This window comes from Pseudomonas sp. Pseusp15 (assembly GCF_059492165.1).
In genome coordinates this window covers 599,942-620,544 of sequence record NZ_CP168523.1, presented here as the reverse complement: position 1 = coordinate 620,544, position 20,603 = coordinate 599,942, and the positions used below count along the sequence as shown (strand labels likewise).

General features: G+C 57.5%; 24 protein-coding genes. 10 read left to right on the top strand and 14 right to left on the bottom strand.

Annotated elements, in window-relative coordinates; genetic code table 11:
* Positions 1-44 precede the first annotated feature (44 nt).
* Positions 45-638 (bottom strand): tRNA-uridine aminocarboxypropyltransferase, encoded by a 594-nt coding sequence (locus ACEN8R_RS02980; RefSeq protein ID WP_026286703.1) that lies wholly within the window; start codon positions 636-638, stop codon positions 45-47.
* Positions 639-642: 4 nt separating this feature from the next.
* Positions 643-1,536, bottom strand: coding sequence for a LysR family transcriptional regulator (locus ACEN8R_RS02975; RefSeq protein WP_007938472.1), 894 nt, complete (start codon positions 1,534-1,536; stop codon positions 643-645).
* A 357-nt stretch (positions 1,537-1,893) separates the two neighbouring features.
* On the opposite strand from ACEN8R_RS02975, the gene speB reads away from it, so the two are divergent.
* The 5 genes from speB to ACEN8R_RS02950 all read left to right on the top strand — a co-directional run bounded on the left by speB (position 1,894) and on the right by ACEN8R_RS02950 (position 6,948).
* Positions 1,894-2,844: an agmatinase gene (gene speB / locus ACEN8R_RS02970; RefSeq protein ID WP_007942156.1), complete on the top strand. Its 951-nt coding sequence runs from the start codon at positions 1,894-1,896 to the stop codon at positions 2,842-2,844.
* Positions 2,845-2,853: 9 nt separating this feature from the next.
* Complete coding sequence (locus ACEN8R_RS02965) at positions 2,854-3,276, top strand: YybH family protein (RefSeq protein WP_018929906.1); 423 nt, start codon at positions 2,854-2,856, stop codon at positions 3,274-3,276.
* A gap of 54 nt (positions 3,277-3,330) precedes the next feature.
* Positions 3,331-4,842: a purine-cytosine permease family protein gene (locus ACEN8R_RS02960; protein WP_018929905.1), complete on the top strand. Its 1,512-nt coding sequence runs from the start codon at positions 3,331-3,333 to the stop codon at positions 4,840-4,842.
* A 227-nt stretch (positions 4,843-5,069) separates the two neighbouring features.
* Positions 5,070-6,449 (top strand): sodium:solute symporter family protein, encoded by a 1,380-nt coding sequence (locus tag ACEN8R_RS02955; RefSeq protein ID WP_018929904.1) that lies wholly within the window; start codon positions 5,070-5,072, stop codon positions 6,447-6,449.
* 247 nt (positions 6,450-6,696) lie between these two features.
* Positions 6,697-6,948, top strand: a complete 252-nt coding sequence (locus tag ACEN8R_RS02950) for an acyl carrier protein (protein WP_026286702.1) — start codon at positions 6,697-6,699, stop codon at positions 6,946-6,948.
* 186 nt (positions 6,949-7,134) lie between these two features.
* Here the strand turns inward: ACEN8R_RS02950 and ACEN8R_RS02945 are convergent, their stop codons facing one another.
* Positions 7,135-7,263: a PA1414 family protein gene (locus ACEN8R_RS02945; protein WP_007914492.1), complete on the bottom strand. Its 129-nt coding sequence runs from the start codon at positions 7,261-7,263 to the stop codon at positions 7,135-7,137.
* Between the two features lie 140 nt (positions 7,264-7,403).
* Positions 7,404-8,297 carry a putrescine utilization regulator PtrR gene (ptrR, locus tag ACEN8R_RS02940; protein ID WP_018929902.1) on the bottom strand — a complete coding sequence of 298 codons (894 nt, stop codon included), beginning with the start codon at positions 8,295-8,297 and terminating at the stop codon, positions 7,404-7,406.
* 104 nt (positions 8,298-8,401) lie between these two features.
* On the opposite strand from ptrR, the gene ACEN8R_RS02935 reads away from it, so the two are divergent.
* The gene (locus tag ACEN8R_RS02935; RefSeq protein WP_018929901.1) at positions 8,402-9,592 is read left to right on the top strand and encodes an MFS transporter; all 1,191 of its coding nucleotides are present in this window, start codon (positions 8,402-8,404) and stop codon (positions 9,590-9,592) included.
* On the opposite strand, the gene ACEN8R_RS02930 is transcribed toward ACEN8R_RS02935, so the two are convergent.
* The 3 genes from ACEN8R_RS02930 to ACEN8R_RS02920 all read right to left on the bottom strand — a co-directional run bounded on the left by ACEN8R_RS02930 (position 9,528) and on the right by ACEN8R_RS02920 (position 13,242).
* On the bottom strand, positions 9,528-10,460 hold the full coding sequence (locus ACEN8R_RS02930) for a DMT family transporter (RefSeq protein WP_018929900.1): 933 nt from the start codon (positions 10,458-10,460) through the stop codon (positions 9,528-9,530). The two genes, ACEN8R_RS02935 and ACEN8R_RS02930, sit on opposite strands and share 65 nt — an antisense overlap.
* 165 nt (positions 10,461-10,625) lie before the next feature.
* Positions 10,626-12,071 (bottom strand): NCS1 family nucleobase:cation symporter-1, encoded by a 1,446-nt coding sequence (locus ACEN8R_RS02925; RefSeq protein ID WP_018929899.1) that lies wholly within the window; start codon positions 12,069-12,071, stop codon positions 10,626-10,628.
* A gap of 334 nt (positions 12,072-12,405) precedes the next feature.
* The gene (locus ACEN8R_RS02920) at positions 12,406-13,242 is read right to left on the bottom strand and encodes a CvfB family protein (protein ID WP_007942143.1); all 837 of its coding nucleotides are present in this window, start codon (positions 13,240-13,242) and stop codon (positions 12,406-12,408) included.
* Between the two features lie 351 nt (positions 13,243-13,593).
* Between ACEN8R_RS02920 and ACEN8R_RS02915 the strand changes: the two genes are divergently transcribed.
* The 3 genes from ACEN8R_RS02915 (at position 13,594) to ACEN8R_RS02905 (ending at position 15,655) form a co-directional block, all read left to right on the top strand.
* The gene (locus tag ACEN8R_RS02915; protein ID WP_017337097.1) at positions 13,594-13,782 is read left to right on the top strand and encodes a PFL_1563 family small protein; all 189 of its coding nucleotides are present in this window, start codon (positions 13,594-13,596) and stop codon (positions 13,780-13,782) included.
* 209 nt (positions 13,783-13,991) lie between these two features.
* Positions 13,992-14,708 carry a TorF family putative porin gene (locus tag ACEN8R_RS02910; RefSeq protein ID WP_018929898.1) on the top strand — a complete coding sequence of 239 codons (717 nt, stop codon included), beginning with the start codon at positions 13,992-13,994 and terminating at the stop codon, positions 14,706-14,708.
* Positions 14,709-14,785: 77 nt separating this feature from the next.
* A complete protein-coding gene (locus ACEN8R_RS02905; protein ID WP_018929897.1) occupies positions 14,786-15,655 on the top strand; it encodes a DUF6279 family lipoprotein in 870 nt (289 codons plus the stop codon).
* An 18-nt stretch (positions 15,656-15,673) separates the two neighbouring features.
* On the opposite strand, the gene ACEN8R_RS02900 is transcribed toward ACEN8R_RS02905, so the two are convergent.
* On the bottom strand, positions 15,674-16,066 hold the full coding sequence (locus ACEN8R_RS02900) for a hypothetical protein (protein ID WP_018929896.1): 393 nt from the start codon (positions 16,064-16,066) through the stop codon (positions 15,674-15,676).
* Positions 16,067-16,267: 201 nt separating this feature from the next.
* Between ACEN8R_RS02900 and ACEN8R_RS02895 the strand changes: the two genes are divergently transcribed.
* A complete protein-coding gene (locus ACEN8R_RS02895; protein WP_018929895.1) occupies positions 16,268-17,008 on the top strand; it encodes a DUF899 domain-containing protein in 741 nt (246 codons plus the stop codon).
* Between the two features lie 153 nt (positions 17,009-17,161).
* Here the strand turns inward: ACEN8R_RS02895 and ACEN8R_RS02890 are convergent, their stop codons facing one another.
* The 6 genes from ACEN8R_RS02890 to ACEN8R_RS02865 form a co-directional block, all read right to left on the bottom strand.
* Positions 17,162-17,722: a hypothetical protein gene (locus ACEN8R_RS02890; RefSeq protein WP_018929894.1), complete on the bottom strand. Its 561-nt coding sequence runs from the start codon at positions 17,720-17,722 to the stop codon at positions 17,162-17,164.
* 117 nt (positions 17,723-17,839) lie between these two features.
* Positions 17,840-18,259, bottom strand: a complete 420-nt coding sequence (locus ACEN8R_RS02885; protein WP_018929893.1) for a DUF2846 domain-containing protein — start codon at positions 18,257-18,259, stop codon at positions 17,840-17,842.
* 8 nt (positions 18,260-18,267) lie between these two features.
* Positions 18,268-18,696 carry an Sbal_3080 family lipoprotein gene (locus ACEN8R_RS02880; RefSeq protein WP_018929892.1) on the bottom strand — a complete coding sequence of 143 codons (429 nt, stop codon included), beginning with the start codon at positions 18,694-18,696 and terminating at the stop codon, positions 18,268-18,270.
* An 86-nt stretch (positions 18,697-18,782) separates the two neighbouring features.
* The gene (locus ACEN8R_RS02875) at positions 18,783-19,262 is read right to left on the bottom strand and encodes a Cdi1I family immunity protein (RefSeq protein WP_018929891.1); all 480 of its coding nucleotides are present in this window, start codon (positions 19,260-19,262) and stop codon (positions 18,783-18,785) included.
* Positions 19,263-19,275: 13 nt separating this feature from the next.
* Positions 19,276-19,659: a hypothetical protein gene (locus tag ACEN8R_RS02870; RefSeq protein ID WP_495624568.1), complete on the bottom strand. Its 384-nt coding sequence runs from the start codon at positions 19,657-19,659 to the stop codon at positions 19,276-19,278.
* A gap of 532 nt (positions 19,660-20,191) precedes the next feature.
* Positions 20,192-20,596 carry a hypothetical protein gene (locus tag ACEN8R_RS02865; protein ID WP_018929889.1) on the bottom strand — a complete coding sequence of 135 codons (405 nt, stop codon included), beginning with the start codon at positions 20,594-20,596 and terminating at the stop codon, positions 20,192-20,194.
* Between the last annotated feature and the right edge of the window lie 7 nt (positions 20,597-20,603).

The window sequence follows — 20,603 nt, the reverse complement described above, 5'->3', positions numbered from 1 at the left end:
CTGCTGCGCAGCCCAGCGGGAGCAAGCTCCCTCGCCACAAGTCATCACCGGCCGTGATTCTTCTGATAGGTCTCCTCCCCCATCGCCGCGATCTGCCCCTCGATCAGCGCCTCGAACGGCTTTAATAACGGCTCGAAACTGCTCGGTGCTTCGAGGGTCTGCAACGCCTGCACAATCGCCTCCACCGTCGACAATGCCCCCGGCCCCGGTGCCTTGCGCAAGCGATAACGGGACACCCCGCCCTCAGCCAGGGTCACTCTCGGCAACGCCGCCAGCAACGGATTGAGGTGCAGCATCTTGCGCGCCTTGCGCCAGGTACCGTCCGGAACCACCAGCAGCAGCGGCTTATCACTCGCGGTGTACGCCTGCATCGGCTGCGCATCTTCACCGGGAAACAACAGCCGCGCCTGATAGCCCGGCCGATGCAACAACGCCGGCAAATCCTCAAACACCTCGCCCACGATCAACTCGGCATTCTTGAGTCCCAACGCAGCCAATCGTGCGGTATTCAATGCATGGTTCACTTCACTCGGATGCTGCAACAGCAACACCCGCGTGCGGCTATCCAGGCTTGGGATCAGTGGGCACAGACAATGGGTTTGCGGGCGCAGGCAGCGCGGGCACTGGATTCTGGACATTTTCTTAAGCCTGATTGAGCTGTGCTTTGAGCAAATCACGGAAGGTCTGGATCAGCGGCTCGCGGCTACGGCCACGGCGCACGATCATCGAGAATGGCGCCTGATAACCGAACGTCGCCGGCAGCAGCACGCGCAAATCCCCCTTGTCGGCCCAGGCCTGGGCGTAGTGCTCCGGCAGGTAACCGATGTAGGCGCCGGACAGCACCAGAATCAATTGGGCCTCCATACTTTCCACGGTCGCCGCGCTGTGCTTGAAACCATGACGCGCCAGTTCGGCCTGGCTCCAATAGCCGCGACCGACCATGCGTTGTTGGGTGATGACCTGTTCGGGGATGCGCCGCTCGTTGAACAGCGGATGACGGCTGCTGCAATACAGCCAGTGCTGTTCGCGGTAGAGCGGCATGTAGACCAGACCGCTCATGCGCGTGGAAAAGGCACCGATGGCCAGGTCGAGGCGGTTGTCCTGCACGCCGAGTTGCAGTTCGTATGGGCTCATGACCGAGAGATGCAAGTGCACCGCCGGGTGTTCCTGGCTGTAGGCGCCGATGGCTTCGGCGAACGGCAAGGCCTTGTCGCTGACGGTGGAATCGATCACCCCCAGGTTCAACGTGCCGCGCAATTCGCCTTTGAGGGCGGCGGCGTATTGTTCGAAACCTTCGAGTTCGGCCAACAGACGCAGGGTTTCCTGATGGAACAGCTCGCCCTTGCTGGTCAGGCTGAAACCGCCGCGACCACGATGGCACAGCACCAGGCCGAGGGCCGCTTCGAGCTGGCTCATATAGGTGCTGATGGCCGACGTCGAGAGATTGAGCTCGTGCTGGGCGTTGGCGAACCCCTGATGGCGGACCACGCTGACGAAGATGCGCAATAGTTTCAGGTCGGGTAAAGCGTTGGCCATGGGGGGGCTCCATTGCAAGGTAGTGCATGTTGCTTTTGTGGCGAGGGAGCTTGCTCCCGCTCGGCTGCGAAGCAGTCGTAAACCCGACTCATGCGGTCTGCCCGATGCAACCGGGCTTAATGGTTTTGGGGCCGCTTCGCAGCCCAGCGGGAGCAAGCCCCCTCGCCACAAGGGTTCGGTGCATGGTGGGGAGTCTATCTTCCCGCCCGCCATTAGTTTAGAAAAATCTGAACTAAGTATTTGCCCGTAGCGATTCTTCCCGGCCACTGCATTTCGCAGAATCGGCCCACAGCGGTGCCCGTCTCTCCCCGAGCGGCTTACCTGCATAAATAAAACAACGACGATGAGGCCTTACCCGTGGACAAGATTCTTCACCAACCACTGGGCGGCAATGAAATGCCGCGCTTCGGCGGCATCGCCACCATGCTGCGACTCCCCCATTTGCCATCCGCTGCCGGCCTGGACGCTGCCTTTATCGGCATCCCGCTGGACATCGGCACGTCCCTGCGCCCCGGCACCCGTTTCGGGCCGCGTGAAATCCGCGCTGAATCGGTGATGATCCGTCCGTACAACATGGCCACCGGCGCTGCGCCGTTCGATTCGCTGTCGGTTGCCGACATCGGTGACGTGGCGATCAACACCTTCAACCTGCTGGACGCCGTGCGGATCATCGAAGAGGCCTACGACAATATCCTCGAACACGATGTGATCCCCCTGACGCTGGGCGGCGACCACACCATCACCCTGCCGATCCTGCGTGCCATCCATAAAAAGCACGGCAAGGTCGGCCTGGTGCACATCGACGCTCACGCGGATGTGAACGATCACATGTTCGGCGAGAAAATCGCCCACGGCACCACCTTCCGTCGCGCGGTAGAAGAAGGTCTTCTGGATTGCGACCGTGTAGTGCAAATTGGCCTGCGGGCTCAGGGCTACACCGCTGATGACTTCAACTGGAGCCGCAATCAAGGCTTCCGTGTGGTTCAGGCTGAAGAATGCTGGCACAAATCCCTGGCGCCGCTGATGGCCGAAGTTCGCGAGAAAGTCGGCGACGGTCCGGTGTACCTGAGTTTCGATATCGACGGCATCGATCCGGCCTGGGCACCTGGCACCGGCACCCCGGAAATCGGCGGTCTGACGACCATTCAGGCGATTGAAATCGTGCGCGGTTGCCAAGGCCTCGACCTGGTCGGCTGCGATTTGGTAGAAGTCTCGCCAGCGTACGACACCACCGGCAACACCTCGCTGCTGGGCGCCAACCTGTTGTACGAAATGCTCTGCGTACTGCCAGGCGTGGTCCATCGCTGAGGATCGGTCATGAACGAACGTGATCAGGTACTCAATGCCGCCGCCGAACTGGTGTCGGCCTTTGCCCGAAACGATCGCGAAGCCTACTTCGGCGCATTCAGCATCGACGCCAGCTTCGTGTTCTACACCCTCGAGCAGCCCCTGCTGTCGCGCGATGCCTACCAGGCGTTGTGGGACAGCTGGCGTGCCGAGGACGGCTTCGAGGTGCTGTCGTGCACCTCGAGCAACGCCTTCGTCAGCCTGCAGGGTGACGTGGCGATTTTCATCCATGACGTGGCCACCGAGCTGCGCATGCAAGGGGAGCAACACTTCAGCCAGGAACGCGAGACGATTGTTTTCAAGAAACAGGCGTCTGGCCAAGAACAACAAGGCCTTTGGCTGGCCTGCCATGAACATTTGTCCGCAATGCCGGAAGGGCTGCCACCCCCTTAGCCAAACAGGTGACGCTCACGCACGATGAGCGCGCCTTTATGATCGGAGCAGATCATGAATAACAACAACAAAGACCAAAGCCTTACGCAAATTGAAACCTACGGGGTCGAGCAGATCCCGGACAACGAACGCACCGCAGGCCCGACGGACTTGTTCCGGATGATCTTCGGCGGTTCCAACACCTTCGCCACCGCCGTGCTCGGCAGTTTCCCGGTACTGTTCGGCCTGTCTTTTCAGGCGGGCGTCTGGGCGATTGTGCTGGGCGTGTTGCTGGGCTCGCTGATCCTCGCGCCGATGGGCCTGTTCGGTCCACTCAATGGCACCAACAACGCCGTGTCGTCCGGTGCGCACTTCGGCGTGCACGGGCGGATCGTCGGTTCGTTCCTGTCGCTGTTGACCGCTATCGCCTTCTTCTCGCTCTCGGTATGGAGTTCGGGTGATGCGCTGATCGGTGGTGCGAAACGCCTGATCGGCCTGCCGGAAACCGACCTGACCCTGGGCCTGGCCTACGGTCTGTTCGCGATCCTGGTGCTGACAGTGTGCATCTACGGCTTCCGCTTCCTGCTGTGGGTCAACAAGATCGCCGTGTGGAGCGCCAGCCTGCTGTTTCTGCTGGGCGTCTTCGCCTTCGCCGGTCCTTTCGATGTGAACTACGCCGGCAGCGTCAGCCTCGGTCAACCGGGTTTCTGGGCGGCTTTCATCGGCGCTGCGCTGGTGGCGATGAGTAACCCGATTTCCTTCGGGGCGTTCCTCGGCGACTGGTCGCGCTACATCCCGCGTGACACCTCCAAGCGCCGGATCATGGCTGCCGTGGTGATCTCGCAGATCGCGACCTTCATCCCGTTCCTGTTCGGCCTGGCCACCGCCACCATCGTAGCGATCAAGGCACCGGACTACATCGCGGCCAACAACTACGTCGGCGGCCTGCTGGCGGTATCGCCGAGCTGGTTCTTCCTGCCGGTGTGCCTGATTGCGGTGATTGGCGGCATGTCCACCGGCACCACGTCGCTGTATGGCACCGGGCTGGACATGTCCAGTGTGTTTCCACGGGTCCTGTCGCGGGTTAAAGCGACGCTGCTGATCGGCGTGATGTCGATTGCCTTCATCTTCATCGGGCGCTTTGCAGCGAACCTGGTGCAGAGCGTGTCGACCTTCGCCGTGCTGATCATCACCTGCACCACCCCATGGATGGTGATCATGATCATCGGCCTGCTGGTGCGTCGCGGCTTCTACTGCCCGGATGACCTGCAAGTGTTCACCCGTGGCGAAAAAGGTGGCCGCTACTGGTTCACCCACGGCTGGAACTGGCGTGGTCTGGGCGCCTGGATCCCGAGTGCCGCGGTCGGTTTGTGCTTCGTGAACCTGCCGGGGCAGTTTGTCGGGCCGCTCGGCAATCTGGCCGGCGGGATCGACATCAGCCTGCCGGTAACCCTCGGCCTGGCTTCGCTGGTGTACCTGACGCTGCTGAGCCTGTTCCCGGAGTCGGCTGCGGTGTTCGGCCCCAACGATGCACGCAGCAAGGGCACGGATTCGCTCGGTAAACCGGCGATGCGACAAGCCGCCTGATTCAACACGGTGGTCAACAGAACTTCCGTGGCGAGGGAGCTTGCTCCCGCTCGACTGCGCAGCAGTCGCAAAACAGGTTAATGGCGTTCTCCAGAAGAAACCTGGTTGCAGGATTTGGGGATGCTTCGCAGCCCAGCGGGAGCAAGCTCCCTCGCCACAAAAAGCGGTCTCATGGCCATATTGCTATTCAGCCTCACCATAAAAAAGACAATCGGAGACACGCCATCATGGCTTTGGATTTATTCGTCGTACTCATCTACGCCGCCGCGATGCTGATGCTCGGCTATTACGGCATGCGCAAGGCCAAGACCAACGAAGACTTTTTGGTCGCCGGTCGCAACCTCGGCCCGAGCATGTACATGGGCACCATGGCCGCCACCGTTCTGGGCGGCGCGTCCACCGTCGGCACCGTGCGCCTGGGCTACGTCCATGGCATCTCCGGTTTCTGGCTGTGCGCGGCACTCGGCTGCGGGATCGTGGCGCTGAACCTGTTCCTCGCCAAACCGCTGCTGAAACTGAAAATCTACACCGTTACCCAAGTGCTGGAAAAACGCTACAACCCGATGGCCCGCTCCGCGAGCGCGGTGATCATGCTGGCGTATGCACTGATGATCGGCGTAGTTTCTATCCTGGCAATCGGCACCGTACTGCAAGTGCTGTTCGGCCTGCCGTTCTGGGTCTCGGTATTGCTCGGCGGTGGCGTGGTGGTGATCTACTCTGCGATCGGCGGCATGTGGTCCCTGACCTTGACCGACATCGTCCAGTTCGTGATCAAGACCGTGGGCCTGATGTTCATCCTGTTGCCGATCTGCCTGTACCGCGTTGGCGGCTGGGATGAATTGGTGTTGAAACTGCCGGCCACTGCCTTCAGCTTCACCACGATTGGCTGGGACACCATCATCACCTACTTCATGATCTACTTCTTCGGGATCCTGATCGGCCAAGACATCTGGCAGCGTGTGTTCACCGTCAAGAGCGCCAAAGTGGCTCAGGTCGCCGGTACCTTCGCAGGCTTCTACTGCATCCTTTACGGCCTGGCCTGCGCCCTGATCGGCATGGCCGCTCACGTGCTGATCCCGGACCTGGACAACGTCAACAACGCTTTCGCCGCCATCGTCAAACTGTCCCTGCCGGACGGTATCCGTGGTCTGGTGATCGCCGCGGCCCTGGCGGCCATGATGTCCACCGCCAGCGCCGGCCTGCTCGCCGCTGCCACCACACTGACCGAAGACCTGCTGCCGAAACTGCGTGGAGGCAAACAGTCGAGCCTGGGCATGAACCGCCTGTTCACCCTGTTGACCGGCATCGTCGTACTCGGCATCGCTCTGGTCGTACATGACGTGATCAGCGCGCTGACCCTGGCTTACAACCTGTTGGTGGGCGGCATGCTGATCCCGCTGATCGGCGCGATCTTCTGGAAACGCGCAAACACCGCCGGCGCCATCGCCAGCATGGGCCTGGGCTTTGCCACTGCGCTGCTGTTCATGATCAAGGACGGTATGGACGCCAATACTCCGATCTACTACAGCCTCGGCGTGGGCCTGGTGAGTTTCGTGGTGGTCAGCCTTCTGTCCCGTCGCCCGGCCGTAGTGGCGAGCGCTGCCTAAGATTTCTATAACGACCTGATGCTTTCTTCGGCGGGTGTGGCGTCGGTTGCCACACCCGTTTTTTTTCGCCTGAAGGAATTTGCCCATGAAGATCGTCAGCCGCGATCAGTGGTTCAAGATCGAACACATTTCGGTAGCCTTCCGGAGAGTATCTGCGCTCGATGATTGACGAGTGGCAGCGCCGACACGCCTGAAGCCTGCTGTACTCAGCGTCAAGGACCTCATAACGTTCTCGAAGAAGGACCTCATGACAAGAGCCGCCGTTCGTGCCGCCGTGCATCGTCGCATCCGCCGCCTGCTGGAAAACCAGGATGACTTCGACGACAACACCAACCTGATGCAGTTGGGATTGGACAAAGAGGATATTGAAGAGCTGATCTTCCGCCTGGAGGATCAGTTGGGGTTGACGGCGTTTACCGCCGAAGAAGACCGGATGCTCAAGACTGCCAGGACGGCGAATGACTTGACCCGGTTTTTGATTGAGATTGGGCGGTATTGAAACGGATTGCTAAATACATCCGATGGGCCGAACGAACCTCTGTGGCGAGGGAGCTTGCTCCCGCTCGATTGCGCAGCAATCGCAAGCTGCACTCGCGCTCAAGCTGACCCACCTGAGTGGCGATGAATGGGGCCGCTGCGCGCCCCAGCGGGAGCAAGCTCCCTCGCCACAGGTGATTTGCCAGACTTACCGACGGCGCTGCTGGCGGCGACGTTGTTCGTCATCAGTGCGAATTGGCACCGGTTGCAGAGGCGGTTCAATCAAACCGAGTGCGACACCCAGGTCATGCAGCCAGTTTTGGATTTTCTCTTTCATGATGCCCCCCTTCAGGGTCGTGCCGAGCGGCCGAAGTTCTGTAGCCCCTTCGCACTGATAATAGTCCGAAGTCCTACGCAATGCTCGCTCAAGATCGCAATGATCTGTTACTGAATTGATCCAAATCCTTGGACGTTAGTTCAAGAAATTGCCTGGGCCTGGACCATGGTCGACGGATACACCGCCTGCTGCTGCTCGATCCACGCATTCAGGTTGGCCCCGACCATGCCTTTGCGCCACATCAGCCAGGTGGTCGCGCTGGCAAACGGCTCGGCCAACGGGTGCACCGCCACGCTTTCACGCCCCGGCAGACTGGCGAGCATCGACTCCGACATCAGCGCCACGCCAGAGCCGGCAATCACGCAGGCCAGCATTCCCGGATAAGACTCGATCTCCATGGGTCGGCCCATAGCCGCATGGTCATGGGCAAACCAGGCTTCCAGGCGCATCCGGTAGGAGCAGCCCTGGCGAAACGTGAACACCGAACGCCCTTCGACATCCAGCGCACTGCGCACCGGCGGATGATCGGCCTCGCTGATCAACACCAGCCGTTCGTCGCACAACGGCACGCCGTCGAGCCCGGCCAGTTCCAGCGGGCCGTCCACCAGCGCCGCATCGAGGCGCCCGGTGAGCAACCCTTCGAGCAATTCACCGCTGGGCCCCGACTGCACTTGCAGGTTCACCGCCGGGTAGCGGCGGTGATAACGCGCCAACAGCTCTGGCAAGTGAATTGCGGCGGTGCTGTACATGGTGCCCAGTACGAAATCCCCGGCCGGTTGCCCGCCCTGCACCGCCGCGTGAGCTTCGTCATGCAAGGCGAACAGCTTGGCCGTGTAGTCCAACAGGACTTTTCCCGCAGGTGATAACTGCAAACGCTGACGCTCACGCACGAACAGTTCGACACCCAGTTGCTCTTCGAGCTGTTTAAGCCGGGTCGACAGGTTGGAGGGCACGCGATGCAGGCGTTCGGCGGCTCGGGTGATGGAACCCTCCTCCGCCACCGCTTGGAAGATCCGCAATTGGCTGAATTCCACGCCATTCTCCAAATAAGAACAAGTTTCTCACTATTATTCATTTTTAAAGAAAGTCAATCAGTCCTAGCCTGACGGTCATTGATCCTCGAAACGGAACTCAGACCATGTCCCCGCTGATTCGCTTAACCGCCAGCTTTGTCGCCCTGATGATGGCCATGGGCATCGGGCGTTTCGCCCTCACCCCACAACTGCCGCACTTGCTCAGCGAAGGTCAGATCGACCTGACTGCCGCTGGTCTGATTGCCGCCGCCAACTACCTTGGTTACTTCGTCGGCGCGGTGGATGCGATGTTCGCCCGTCGCCCCGATCAGGTTCGCAGGCGCCTGCTCGGCGGTTTGTGGTTGTGTGTATTGCTGACCCTGGCCTCGTTCTGGGCCAACGGGTTCTGGGCGCATCTGGCGCTGCGTTTCGGCACGGGCGTGGCCAGTGCCTGGGTGCTGGTGATGATTACCGCGTTGAGCCAACCGCTGGCAGCGGCGGCCGGTCGTCCGCGACTCGGCGCCTTGGTGTTTGCCGGACCGGGTCTGGGGATTTTTCTGACAGGGTTGTTGGCCTTGGGCTCGAACCTGCTGGGGCAGACGTCCGCAACCTTGTGGCTGGTGTATGCCGCTGTCGGCCTGGTGATGCTGCTGGCGATTCTGCCGTTCCTGCCGCAGCCGGCCGACACTTCAACGGTGATACCGCTTGCCACCAAGTCGGCCGCCCAAGGCGTCGGACGCTTACCGGTAATCTATGGGTTGTACGGTCTGGGCTACATCATCCCGGCCACTTTCCTCTCACAAATGGCCAGCGCGCAGTTCCATGGGCAATGGCAAGCCGATCTGTTCTGGCCGTGCTTTGGTCTGGCGGCGGCGACCGGGGTCGTGTTGGTGAGCCTGCGTCGGCACAACCCGAACGCAACTCGTCATTGGCTGATGGCGACGCTATGGCTACAGGCCGCCGGGGTGTTTGCTTGCCTGTTGGGCAGCGGTGCCGGCCTGGCGCTGGGGGTGATCCTGTGTGGTGGGCCGTTCCTGGCCTGCATGCAACTGGTGATGCAGCGCTCCCGGGAACTGGCGCCCCACGCCACCCAGCGCAATGCCGGGCTGCTGACCGCGTGCTTCGCCGTGGGTCAGCTCAGCGGGCCGTTGCTAGCCGCGTTGAGCAGCCATTTCAGCGGTGGCTTGCAACCCGCGCTGGTGATCGCCGGCGGCGGTTTTATCATTGCCGCAGGTTTGCTGCTGCGCCCGATCAGGGTTGCCCAAGTGCTTTGCGCAAACGACGGCGCACCCACTGCTCTGCGCTCACAAAAGTGATCCCGAGCAAAACCAGTACCGCGCCGATCACAAAGTTCAGGCTCAGCTCTTCACCCAGCAGCACCACGCCGAACGTGACGCCGAACAACGGCGTCATGAACGAAAACACCGCGAGGTTCGCCGCCAGGTAACGGCGCAGTAGCCAGAACCACGTCAGGTAGCTGAAGAACGACACCACCAATCCCTGAAACAGCACGCTGGCCACCGCCACCGTGGTCAGGCTGACATGGGTGACCTGGCCGCTGAGGATCGCGATCAGCAGCAGACCGACAAAGCCGACGATCAGTTGATAAAACAGCGTCAGGGTCACCGGCGCTTCCGACAGACGCGAGGCGCGTACCACCACAGTGGTCGCGCCCCACGACGCGCCGGCCAGCACACCCAGGGCATCGCCCAGCAACATGCGGTGGTCAAGGTTGTCCCAGGACACACCACCGGCAAACGCAATGGCGATGCCAATGAACGCCAGAAAAATCCCCAGCCACTGCACCGGTCTTAAACGCTCACTCGGCAGCAGCCAGTGCACACCCAACGCGGTAAAGATCGGCGCGGTGTAGAGAAACACCGACATGTGCGCCGCCGTGGTCAGTTGCAGGCCTTCGGCAATGAAGAAGAACTCCAGGCCAAACAACGCGCCGGCCAGCAAGCCACCGCGCCAGGTAGCGCCGACCTGATCCCAACCGCCCTTCCAGCAAATCAACAATCCTACGAGCAACGCGGAAATACCTGAGCGCCCCGCCGCCTGCATGACCGGTGCGATGTCGGGCGCGGCCCATTTGATCATCACCTGCTGCACACCCCAGATCAGGCACAGCCCGACCATCACTTGCAGGGCAAACCCATCGGCGCTACGCCGGGTGGCGCTCACCGGAACACCTCGATAACACAATTCATGGCAGTGACTCGACAGTAAAAGCAAAGCCCCGGCCCTCCTGCTGAACAGAGGGCGCCGGGGCGAAAAATTATGCTGTCGATTATTAACCGGATGGACAGAAAAAGGTGCCTGCAAAAGACCTTTAAATCGCCGCTTGCGTCATCCCGCGATAACCAGTGCCGCCGATTGCTGCGCCTGCTCGCGCCTGGCCAATGCGAAGTACAGGACACCGCCGAGGAAGCAACCGGTGAACCAGGCGAAGTTGGCCATCGGCTGTAACACTGGGATGAAAGTGATCGCAACGCCCATCAGGGTGGCAGGAATCAACGCCTTGACCGCCGTCCAGTTGATTCCGCCGCTGTAGTAATAACGCCCGCTCGGGCCGTCATTGAACAGCGCATCGACATCGATGTGCTGCTTTTTGATCAGGTAGTAATCCACCAGCAGAATCCCGAACAGCGGGCCAATGAACGCCGCCAGCACGTCGAGGGTGTAGTGAATCACTTCGGGGTTGTTGAAGAGGTTCCACGGGGTGATGAAGATCGACGCCATGGCGGCGATCATGCCACCCGCACGCCAACTGATTTTGCTTGGGGCGACGTTGGCGAAGTCGAATGCAGGGGACACGAAGTTGGCGACGATGTTGATGCCGACGGTCGCGGTAACGAAGGCAAAGGCGCCGAGCAGCACCGCCACACTGTTGTCGATGCGCGCCACGGTGGCGATCGGGTCGTGAAGCATTTCACCAAACACCGGCAAGGTGCCGGAAACGATCACCACGGTCACCAGCGAGAACGCCAGAAAGTTTACTGGCAGCCCCCAGAAATTGCCGCGACGCACGTCATTCATGCTGCGGCAGTAGCGACTGAAATCACCGAAGTTCAGGGTCGGACCGGAAAAGTACGACACCACCAATGCCGTTGCCACGATCACCTGGCCGAAGGCTTCCCAGCCAGACAGGGATTTCTCCGCCAGGGTGAAGCTGATATTGCTCCAGCCGGCCTGCCAAACGATCCAGCCGGCGAGCAGGAACATCACGCCGTACACCACGGGGCCGGCCCAGTCGATGAAGCGGCGGATCGACTCCATGCCGGTCCAGAACACCAGCGCCTGGACGAACCACAGGCTGAGGAAACCGAACCAGCCGAGGTAGGACAAACCGGCAAAGTGCGGTTCGGCGTAGGTCGCCATCGAAGGAAAAAACCGCAGCACGACGATAATGAGTGCACTGGACGCCAGGTACGTTTGAATCCCGTACCAGGCCACCGCAATCAGGCCGCGAATAACCGCAGGAATATTCGCCCCGAACACCCCGAACGCCAGTCGGCAGATCACCGGGTAAGGCACTGCGGCTTGCTGACTCGGCTTGGCCACCAGGTTGGCGATCAACTGCACGATGCAAATCCCGCCGAGCAAGGCAATCAACACCTGCCAACTGGCCAGCCCAAGCGCAAACAGGCTGGCGGCGAACACATAGCCGCCGACGCTGTGCACGTCGCTCATCCAGAAGGCAAAGATGTTGTACCAATTCCATGTCTGCGGCAGTGGCCCCAGGTCCTGGTTATACAGGCGCGGGCTGTAGCCATTGGGCAATTGTTCGGTCATCGCGGGGCTCCTCGAAAGTACAGGCGCGGCCCCCGAGATTGATGCGGCGACCACACTGCGTACGGGAGCCGGCATGGTTTGTATACGAGTTACTACGCAGAATGCGTGCCATACGATCTAAAGGTGTGACAAATCTGGCTTTCGACCCTGTTCAGAGCACAGCCTTCAAGTCGTAGAGGGGGTGATAATGCCCATGAACAGGGCGTCCGCGCCTGCAAACGGTGCAGGGCGTTATGTATACAAAGAGATGGGTGACTGCTGCGCAGAAGGCTACCGTAGGCTGGATCCTTTTTTGATCACAACCTGCGGTAGCGCCTACCGGGGCCGATGCAGGTCAGCTGAGTTCGATACGATCAGCGTGAATGACGATCTGGCCGTTCTTGTACAACGCACCGATGGCCTTTTTGAAGTTGCCCTTGCTGACGCCGAACATACTGCTGATCAGTGTCGGGTCGCTCTTGTCGCTGACTGGCAGGGTGCCGTTGTTGTCGCGCAACTTGGCGAGAATCTTCGAGTTCAGACTGGTGGCAGCGGCTTCGCCCACCGGCTGCAGGCTCAAGCTGATCTTGCCGTCGGCACGGACTTCTTTGATAAAGCCCTTCTCTTCTTTACCGGCGCGCATGAACTTGAAGATTTCGTTCTTGTGGATCAAGCCCCAGTGCTTGTTGTTGATGATTGCCTTGAAGCCCATATCGGTCGCTTCGGCTACCAGCAAATCAACTTCCTGGCCCGGGGTGTAGTTGGCCGGGGTCTTGTCCAGATAACGGTCCAGACGTGCCGTCGCGGTGATGCGCCGGGTGTGTTTGTCGAGGTAGACGTGCACCACGACATACTCGCCGGCAGTCATCTGGCGCTTTTCTTCGGAATACGGCAGCAGCAGATCCTTCGGCAACCCCCAATCCAGGAACACGCCGATGCTGTTGACTTCAACGACTTTCAAACTGGCGAATTCACCGACCTGAACTTTCGGCTTTTCGGTGGTGGCGATAAGTTTGTCATCGCTGTCCAGATAAATAAAAACGTTGAGCCAATCTTCATCTTCGCTGGGAATATCTTTGGGAATATAACGATTAGGCAGAAGGATTTCGCCATCCGCGCCACCGTCCAGATATAAACCGAAGTTAGTGTGTTTAACCACTTGCAAACTGTTGTAACGCCCGACTAAAGCCATGTCCAATACCCTCATTGCGTGGGCGGCATTCTACCCGGTTTTGCGGGCTGCGTTCGGCGGGCCGGCTCGGTGGCGCGAGAAAATCCGCGCAAGGCCCTAATTTCCCTGGGTTTGGCGGGCGTGTTTGGCCGCTCGTCAGGCCGTTCGGGCGGTCTGGACCGTGGCCAGCCGATCCGAAAAGCACTATTTCCCCACTGAGGTTTTTAGTTAAAACAGCAGCTTAGGGGACTATTCCAAATAATAACTTGCGATTATTCGCGCACCTGCCGCGTGTATTTCGGAAGGATATTTACCAAGCAATTGTCAAGTATTTCCTGTACGATGCCTGGCCAAGTTAATTTCTACAGGTTAATGGCCGCCATGCGTGTAAAAGCATCCAACAGCAAAGCAAAGCCAGCTCCAGCCGTTGAAACCAGCGAATCGATCAACAATCAGATCGCTGCGTTCCTCAAGTCCGGTGGCGAGATCCAGCAAATTGCCAAAGGCGTCAGCGGCCAGACGTTCGGCCCGTCCAAGCAGATCACGCTGGGCAAAAAGTAATTCCCCCGCTTTAACTGGTCCCTAAGCGCTTTGAGCTTCGAAGCGCTTGGACTGGAACCCTCCAGCAACACCCCATAAAACAAATCAATATTTCAACAATCGACGAACGGCCCTCGATGCCGAACATTCGCCGGTATGCTTGCACGTGTCTGGATCAAGCGTTTCAGCATGTTTTCACCACCTGCTCCTCGCAGCTCATGGAGTGACGCATGCTCAAGCCCCCTTTTCTCCTGCTCGCCAGCCTGTTGTGGTGTTCGCTCGCCCATGCGCAAGTCTTCCAGCGCGAATTGGGCGACTTCGATCTCAAACTCGCCACCACCCCCAGCCGCAGCATGGCCCAAGGGTTGGTCAAACCCTCGACGACCGGCTCGTTCCACGGTGGCCTCGACCTGAGCCACGACAGCGGCTTCTACGTGGGCCAATGGTCCCCCAGCATGGGGCTTAGTCCTTCGAGCAACCTTGAAGTCGACTCCTACATGGGCTTTAAACAGCCCTTCGATCACTCCCTCGGCTACGAAGTGGGCATGATCCATTACAGCTATCCCAAAGTGGATACCCTCGACAGCCAGGAGTTGTTCGGCGGCCTGACCCTGCTGGGCAGCCGCTTCGGCGCTGCCTTCAGCAACGACCCGGACAAACAGAACAGCACCCTGTTCGCCGACCTAAGTGGCAATCAGCCGTTCGGCATCGGGGTCAGCCTGAAATACACCACTCACCAGCTCAATACGCCGGTGTCCGTTGACGGTGGATATGTAGGCAGTTTTACCGACTGGTCGGTGAAATTGTCCCGGCCGTTCATGGGTATCGACCTGGACTTGATCTACAGTGACTCAAGCCTGAGCGGCAGCGATTGCTCCGCCTATTCCGGCCACAATAGCGAATGCGACGGCCTGGTCACTCTCAAGGCTGTACGCGCCTTCTATTAATCGGCTGAACTGCCAGGCTCGTCCTGCGTTCACATAAAAGAACCCAATAAAAAACCAGGTCTTCGCAAGGGCTTGCCATGTCGCATTGGTTGAAACAGATCACCGTCATCCTCACGCTCAGCCTCACCATCGCCGCCTGCACCCGCGTGGGCCTGGCTTACCGCAACCTCGACGTGATCATTCCCTGGACGCTCAGCGACTACCTGGACATGAACCGCCAGCAAAAAGACTGGTTGAACGAGCGGCTCAAGGAACACCTGCGCTGGCACTGCACCACGCAACTGCCCGGTTACCTCGACTGGCTGAATCGGTTACAGACCATGATCGAGACCAACCAGATCACCGACGCCGAGCTGCAAGCCCGTACCCAGGAAGCCAAACAAGCCATCGCCGAAACCGCCCGGGAAATCACCCCATCGGCCATCGAACTGTTGCAAGGGCTGGATGACAAGCAAGTCGCGGAAATGAACGACGCTTTCGCCAAGGACCTGCGCAAACGCCAGGAGGAATATCTGAAGCCACCTCTCGAGCAACAGATCAAAGAGCGAAGCAAGCGCATGGAAAAACGCCTGAATGCCTGGCTCGGACCACTCAGCCCAACCCAACAGCAACGGGTGATGGCCTGGTCGAACGCCCTGGGGGATCAGAACAAAGAATGGATTGCCAACCGCGTCCATTGGCAACAGCAATTCAGCGCGGCGGTCGCGCAACGTCAGAGTCCGCAATTCCTACAGCAAATCGAGACACTTCTGGTTGATCGCGAGAGTTTATGGACCCCCGCTTACCGTGTGGCCTATGCCAACACCGAAGCCCAGGCTCGGGCATTGCTGGTGGACTTGATGGCCGAGAGCACGCCGTTTCAGCGTCAACGGTTGCTGCATAAGATTGAAGACATGCGCAAGGACTTCACTGATTTGAAATGCCTGAAAGCGGCGCAACGAGGATAGGTTCTAAAGCTGCAAGCTTCACGCAATCTGAGCCTTCGACGCCACTTCATCAAACGTCAATTCATCCAGCGCATCTTCCTGCTCATCCAGCACCTGGCGCGGATGCTCATTTCCCGGGATGCTGCTGTCGATCAGGCTCAACAAACTCGAGCCCCGGGGTGTCAATATGTAATTCTCGCCATTGCCACCCTGATCCTCCGGCCGAGGCTCGATATACCCCCGCAACAGCAGTATTTTTTCGTACTCACCGGCCATCGTTTTCAGGCGATCCAGATTCTCGAACGGCTCGCCCGCGGAGGCTTTCGCCGCCGCATACTGCTCGGCATAAGGCCGTGGAGTGAAACTGCGGCCAGCACTGTTCTGCACTTCGTGCAGTAAATGCTCGATCAAATCCCAGTTATAAGTCGTCATCCTGATCAACCTCCAGTGCCCACGAGTGAAATGGCCTTCATAGGTTGTGACCGACAGGGAGTGCAGCCGTTCAGCCGAGGTCTCTCCCCCAACCGACCGGCGGCCTGTCGATTTGAGCGCAGGCCAAACGACTAGGCTGTGTAAGACGGTTTACCCCTCTGCGCGGATCGACTTTCGCCACAGCAAGCAGGAGAAATCAGCATGAACATACAGAATCATCCGGTCGTGTCCCGGGAAGAATGGGTCGCGGCCCGCAAACAACACCTGGCCCACGAAAAAGCCTTCACCAAAGAACGAGACAAACTCAGCGCCGAACGCCGCGCCCTGCCCTGGGTAAAAATCGACAAACCCTACCGCTTTCAGGGCACCAACGGCGAACTGAGCCTGACCGACCTGTTCGGCGGCCGCAGCCAGTTGATCGTCTACCACTTCATGTTCGCCGCTGGCTGGGACGAAGGCTGCCCAGGCTGCTCGTTCCTCTCCGACCACATCGACGGCGCCAACCAACACCTGGCCCACCACGACGTCGCCGTGGTCGCGGTTTCCCACGCACCGTTCGCCGAATTCCAACCGTTCAAACAGCGCATGGGCTGGAAATTCGATTGGGTCTCATCTGAAGGCTGCGACTTCAACTACGACTTCGGCGTCTGCGCCCGGGCCGAAGACGTCGCCGCCGGAAAAGCTACCTACAACTACGAAAAAACTGACGGCGTTGAGGAAGAACTCCCAGGGCTCAGCGTGTTTTATCGCAATGAAGCGGGGGAGATTTTTCACACCTATTCAACGTATGCGAGAGGCCTGGATCTGCTGGTCGGTGCCTACAACTACCTCGACCTAACGCCCAAGGGCCGTAATGAAGAGGAAATCATGGAATGGGTGAGGCATCACGATCGGTATGAAGACAAGGTGTCAGCTAGTTGCTGCCATGGGGGGAATGCTTGAAGGATGAAGACTATAGTCAGCCCGGTAGCCCAAAAGGCGACCGGGTTTGGCAACCCAACCACAAAGAGTCCCTATCTATGACAGAGATTCCACCCATGGATAGATATATGGGTCGCCCGATTTGCATAGTGATTACAAATAACTGAGCGTCCTTTACGCAGAAGGCACGCTCGTCACAGGAATGCGTTCCTGAGGCTGAGTTATATCGTAGACATGCTGTTCACAGCGGCTACCAACAAACTGGAACTCCACCAAATAGACCTTGCTTCTTTCTGGTGTGAAAGTGGTTTTGATCGGGCCGCAGCTATAGATACTCCCAACACCCGCGCCATTCGAATAACCCGACACCTGGAATGGCTGATCGACATCCGCCTGCACTTCCAGCTGCGGGAAGCGTTTAAGCGTGGCGCTGTTGGCCGCTTCGTTGAGTTTGGCGATCCAGCCGAAGACCTTGCCCTGACCTGAATCCACCACGGTTCCAAGCACCTCCATACGCTTGTCGGGATCCGCTGCGCGAAGAATCGAGAACTCTACCGGGGTAGTACTACCTGATGCTTTCATGATGATCTTGGCATGTTGCGCATCGACAGCCACCTTGTTCTGGTGCAGCTGAATACCGTCCTTCAACAGGCTGGGGGAAGAGTCCCGGACGTTGGAATGGCAGCCTGGTAATGCCAGAATCAGGGTCAGTGCTAGTAGTGTGGTTTTTTTCACGTCTGAATATCCTTTAAAGCGTATGTTCAGTTGATGAGAAAATATCTGTCAAAGCGGCGTTTCATAAATGCTGAGCTCGCTATAGGGGAACAGTCAGGCCGCAAAAACAGGGATGCACTACTTGACTGGGATGTAAGAGTATCCCGTCACCATTGCTTTCCCTTCCCTGGCATCCCGTACCCGGATCAACTCAACCATGTTCTGCTGAGTGTATTCAACGAAGTACGCTTTACCCTGCTCGACCTGCAGGTTCAGGTATACGTTTCTGGGATGGACGTGCTGCCCGGCAGATATCTTGTGCAGGCCGGGGCTCACAAAGACCCAGGAGTAGGTATGTTCATTGAGCCCCACCACCGCACTGTCATTGATGCTGAACACGCTGTCATAAAAGCTGCCTTGAATAACCTGGGTTCGCATCATGTAAACCAACGCCTTGCCTTGAGGTGGCGCTGGTGGCTCGAAATAGGGCTGGCTGGAAGAGGTGTGGCTGCAGCCGGCCAATAACAGCATAAGCAACAGAGCTGGAATACTTTTCATCACCGCACTCATTTGCTTTGCCCCAACAATTGGTTGATCACCGGCCCCATTTTTTCCTCGACCGTCGCCAATTTGGACATATCGAGTCCCCCCTCCGCCGTCAGATGGTATTGCGCAAAGCCGATTTTTTGATCGCCCTTGTAGAGCCAGACACTGGCGTCGGATATGTATGCGGAAATGTCCCACGAGCGAGTCGCGTTGTAGCTCAGCCGGTACTCACAGCTACTCGGCACAGGCGTGGCGTAAAGGCGACTCTCGATACCGTGCTTACGCAGGAGGGATTGCAGACCATCGACGAAATCACCAACGACCACTTTCGGGTTCTCTTCGATGCAGAGTTTCGAGATTTGGTATTGGCGGTCCACCGGCTCAACTTTAATGTTGGTACACCCGGTCAGTGTCAGTAAAACGCTTATCGCAAGAGCTCTAAACAGCATGTCCTATCCTTGAATCAAAAATGATATCAATATGATGGCCACATGCTAGATCAGGCCCGTTTTACGGTCAATTGATTGGTTTGCTTTCAGAACGATTTTCTCGCAAATGGCCCAAGCTCGCCGCTCGTAGAAAACCGAGTATCTTCATCCGAAGCCGGCTCAGCTCCATAAAAACAGTCGGCAACCTCAAACTTATCAGCCATTTCTTTTGAGTATGTGAGCAGAACGTCGACCGCTGCTTGGCCCCTTAATACAACATCGATCTCATCAAAGCTAAAATCAATATCGAACACTCCGTCATATTTCAAAATCCTAACAAGAACAGAACCAATTATTAGCTCCATAATTTTCAGATTACGGACATTAACCAACACACAAACTTCACCTTCAAAGCTCATTGCTGCACTTATTGCATCGAGCTGTATCTGACAATCACGCCAGACCGGAAACGTTTCTGAACATTGAGCACTCACTACCGAATCGGCGCCATTGATTACTTCCGTCAGCAGTGGCAAGACCGATCCCTTATCCACAAGCTCGAATACAAACTCCAGCAAGCCAGCCACGTCTACCTCCGCACTAAAGAATAGCCGGCGAAATTTGGTCTTTCTGCCCTTCGTTGGTGATATCGAAAATCTTTTGGTCGCACACGGTGAAACTCTGCAAATCGAACTCAACCAAATATGTCTTATTGGCTTGCGCAAGGAAGGTGTGGGACAGCGGGCCACATTTTTCTACTCGGTAACTCGTTCCGCGGTCGTTGCGCCAATTTGCTTGACCCTCGACCTCAATCAGTTGGCTTGCTGGCACTAGAATTTCGCGGCTCGGCCTGGCGCCATAGATCCCCCTGATGACCCCTTTGTACAACCCCCTGGCAAACGCAGGCATTTGCTGCTCTTGGGCATCGTTATATACAACACCTACAGCGATCAGATTACCGGGCTTCCCAATCTTGAAGCTCACCGGTGATTCGGTGCTAACCGCTTTGAAAATAACCTTTGAATTATGTTCGTTCGCGATTAGCGCAATGGGTTCTTCATCCGTCTTTGTGGGAAGCTACTTTTTATGCGAAGAACAGCCTGAGAGAGAAGATGTGATCAACATAAAACAATGAACCCATTTAACAAAGCGCGCATAAACGAACCCTAACCTCAATAGACTTTATAAATAGCGAGACAACATAATTTTTTGGCCACCACCGCATGAACCAGACAAATAAATCCGTCCCCTTTTCTCGCTATTTCATATCGCTAAAGTGCGACACAGAAAACGTAGTCTGCCCCCATTTTCTGCCATTCTCAGGATAAACGTGGTCTGTCCCCGTTTCTCCCCCAAAATTTCTGACCCCCCCATTCAATCCGCCATTTGAACAACCCAGCTTCGCCAAAAAGCGGGCTCCATCTTCCTGTAAAAGGCGTATTACAAAGTAGGCAGATTTACTTGGGAGCCCTCAATGCGCACTCAAATAATTCCACCCCCTTTAGTCTTTGCATCATTAAGATTGCGTTAACAAATACAATCTTTCTCTTTCCCCAATGACATCCAACCGGTCGAACTCCCTGACAAAATTCTCCATCTCAGAAGCCATATCACAATTAAACTTCCACAACGCCGTTGCGCCAACATTCTGAATAAACTCCAGCCCATCTAAAATATCTTCTGAACCTTCAAAAGTTAACACCTTCATCTCCGCCATCAGATTTTTCAGCAAATTTAGTACATAACCGTTGCACTCTGAAGAGAAAAGCTCCTGGTACATGGCACGCTCGTTACGTACAAAATCCTCCGAAAAAACGAAGCTCCCATCGATATAATTTATGCAGAATTCTAAAACAGGAAGCCGCCTTCCTTTTTGATGCAAAAACAAGAAATAAATAATCTGCAGGGTGATTTCACACATTTATAAA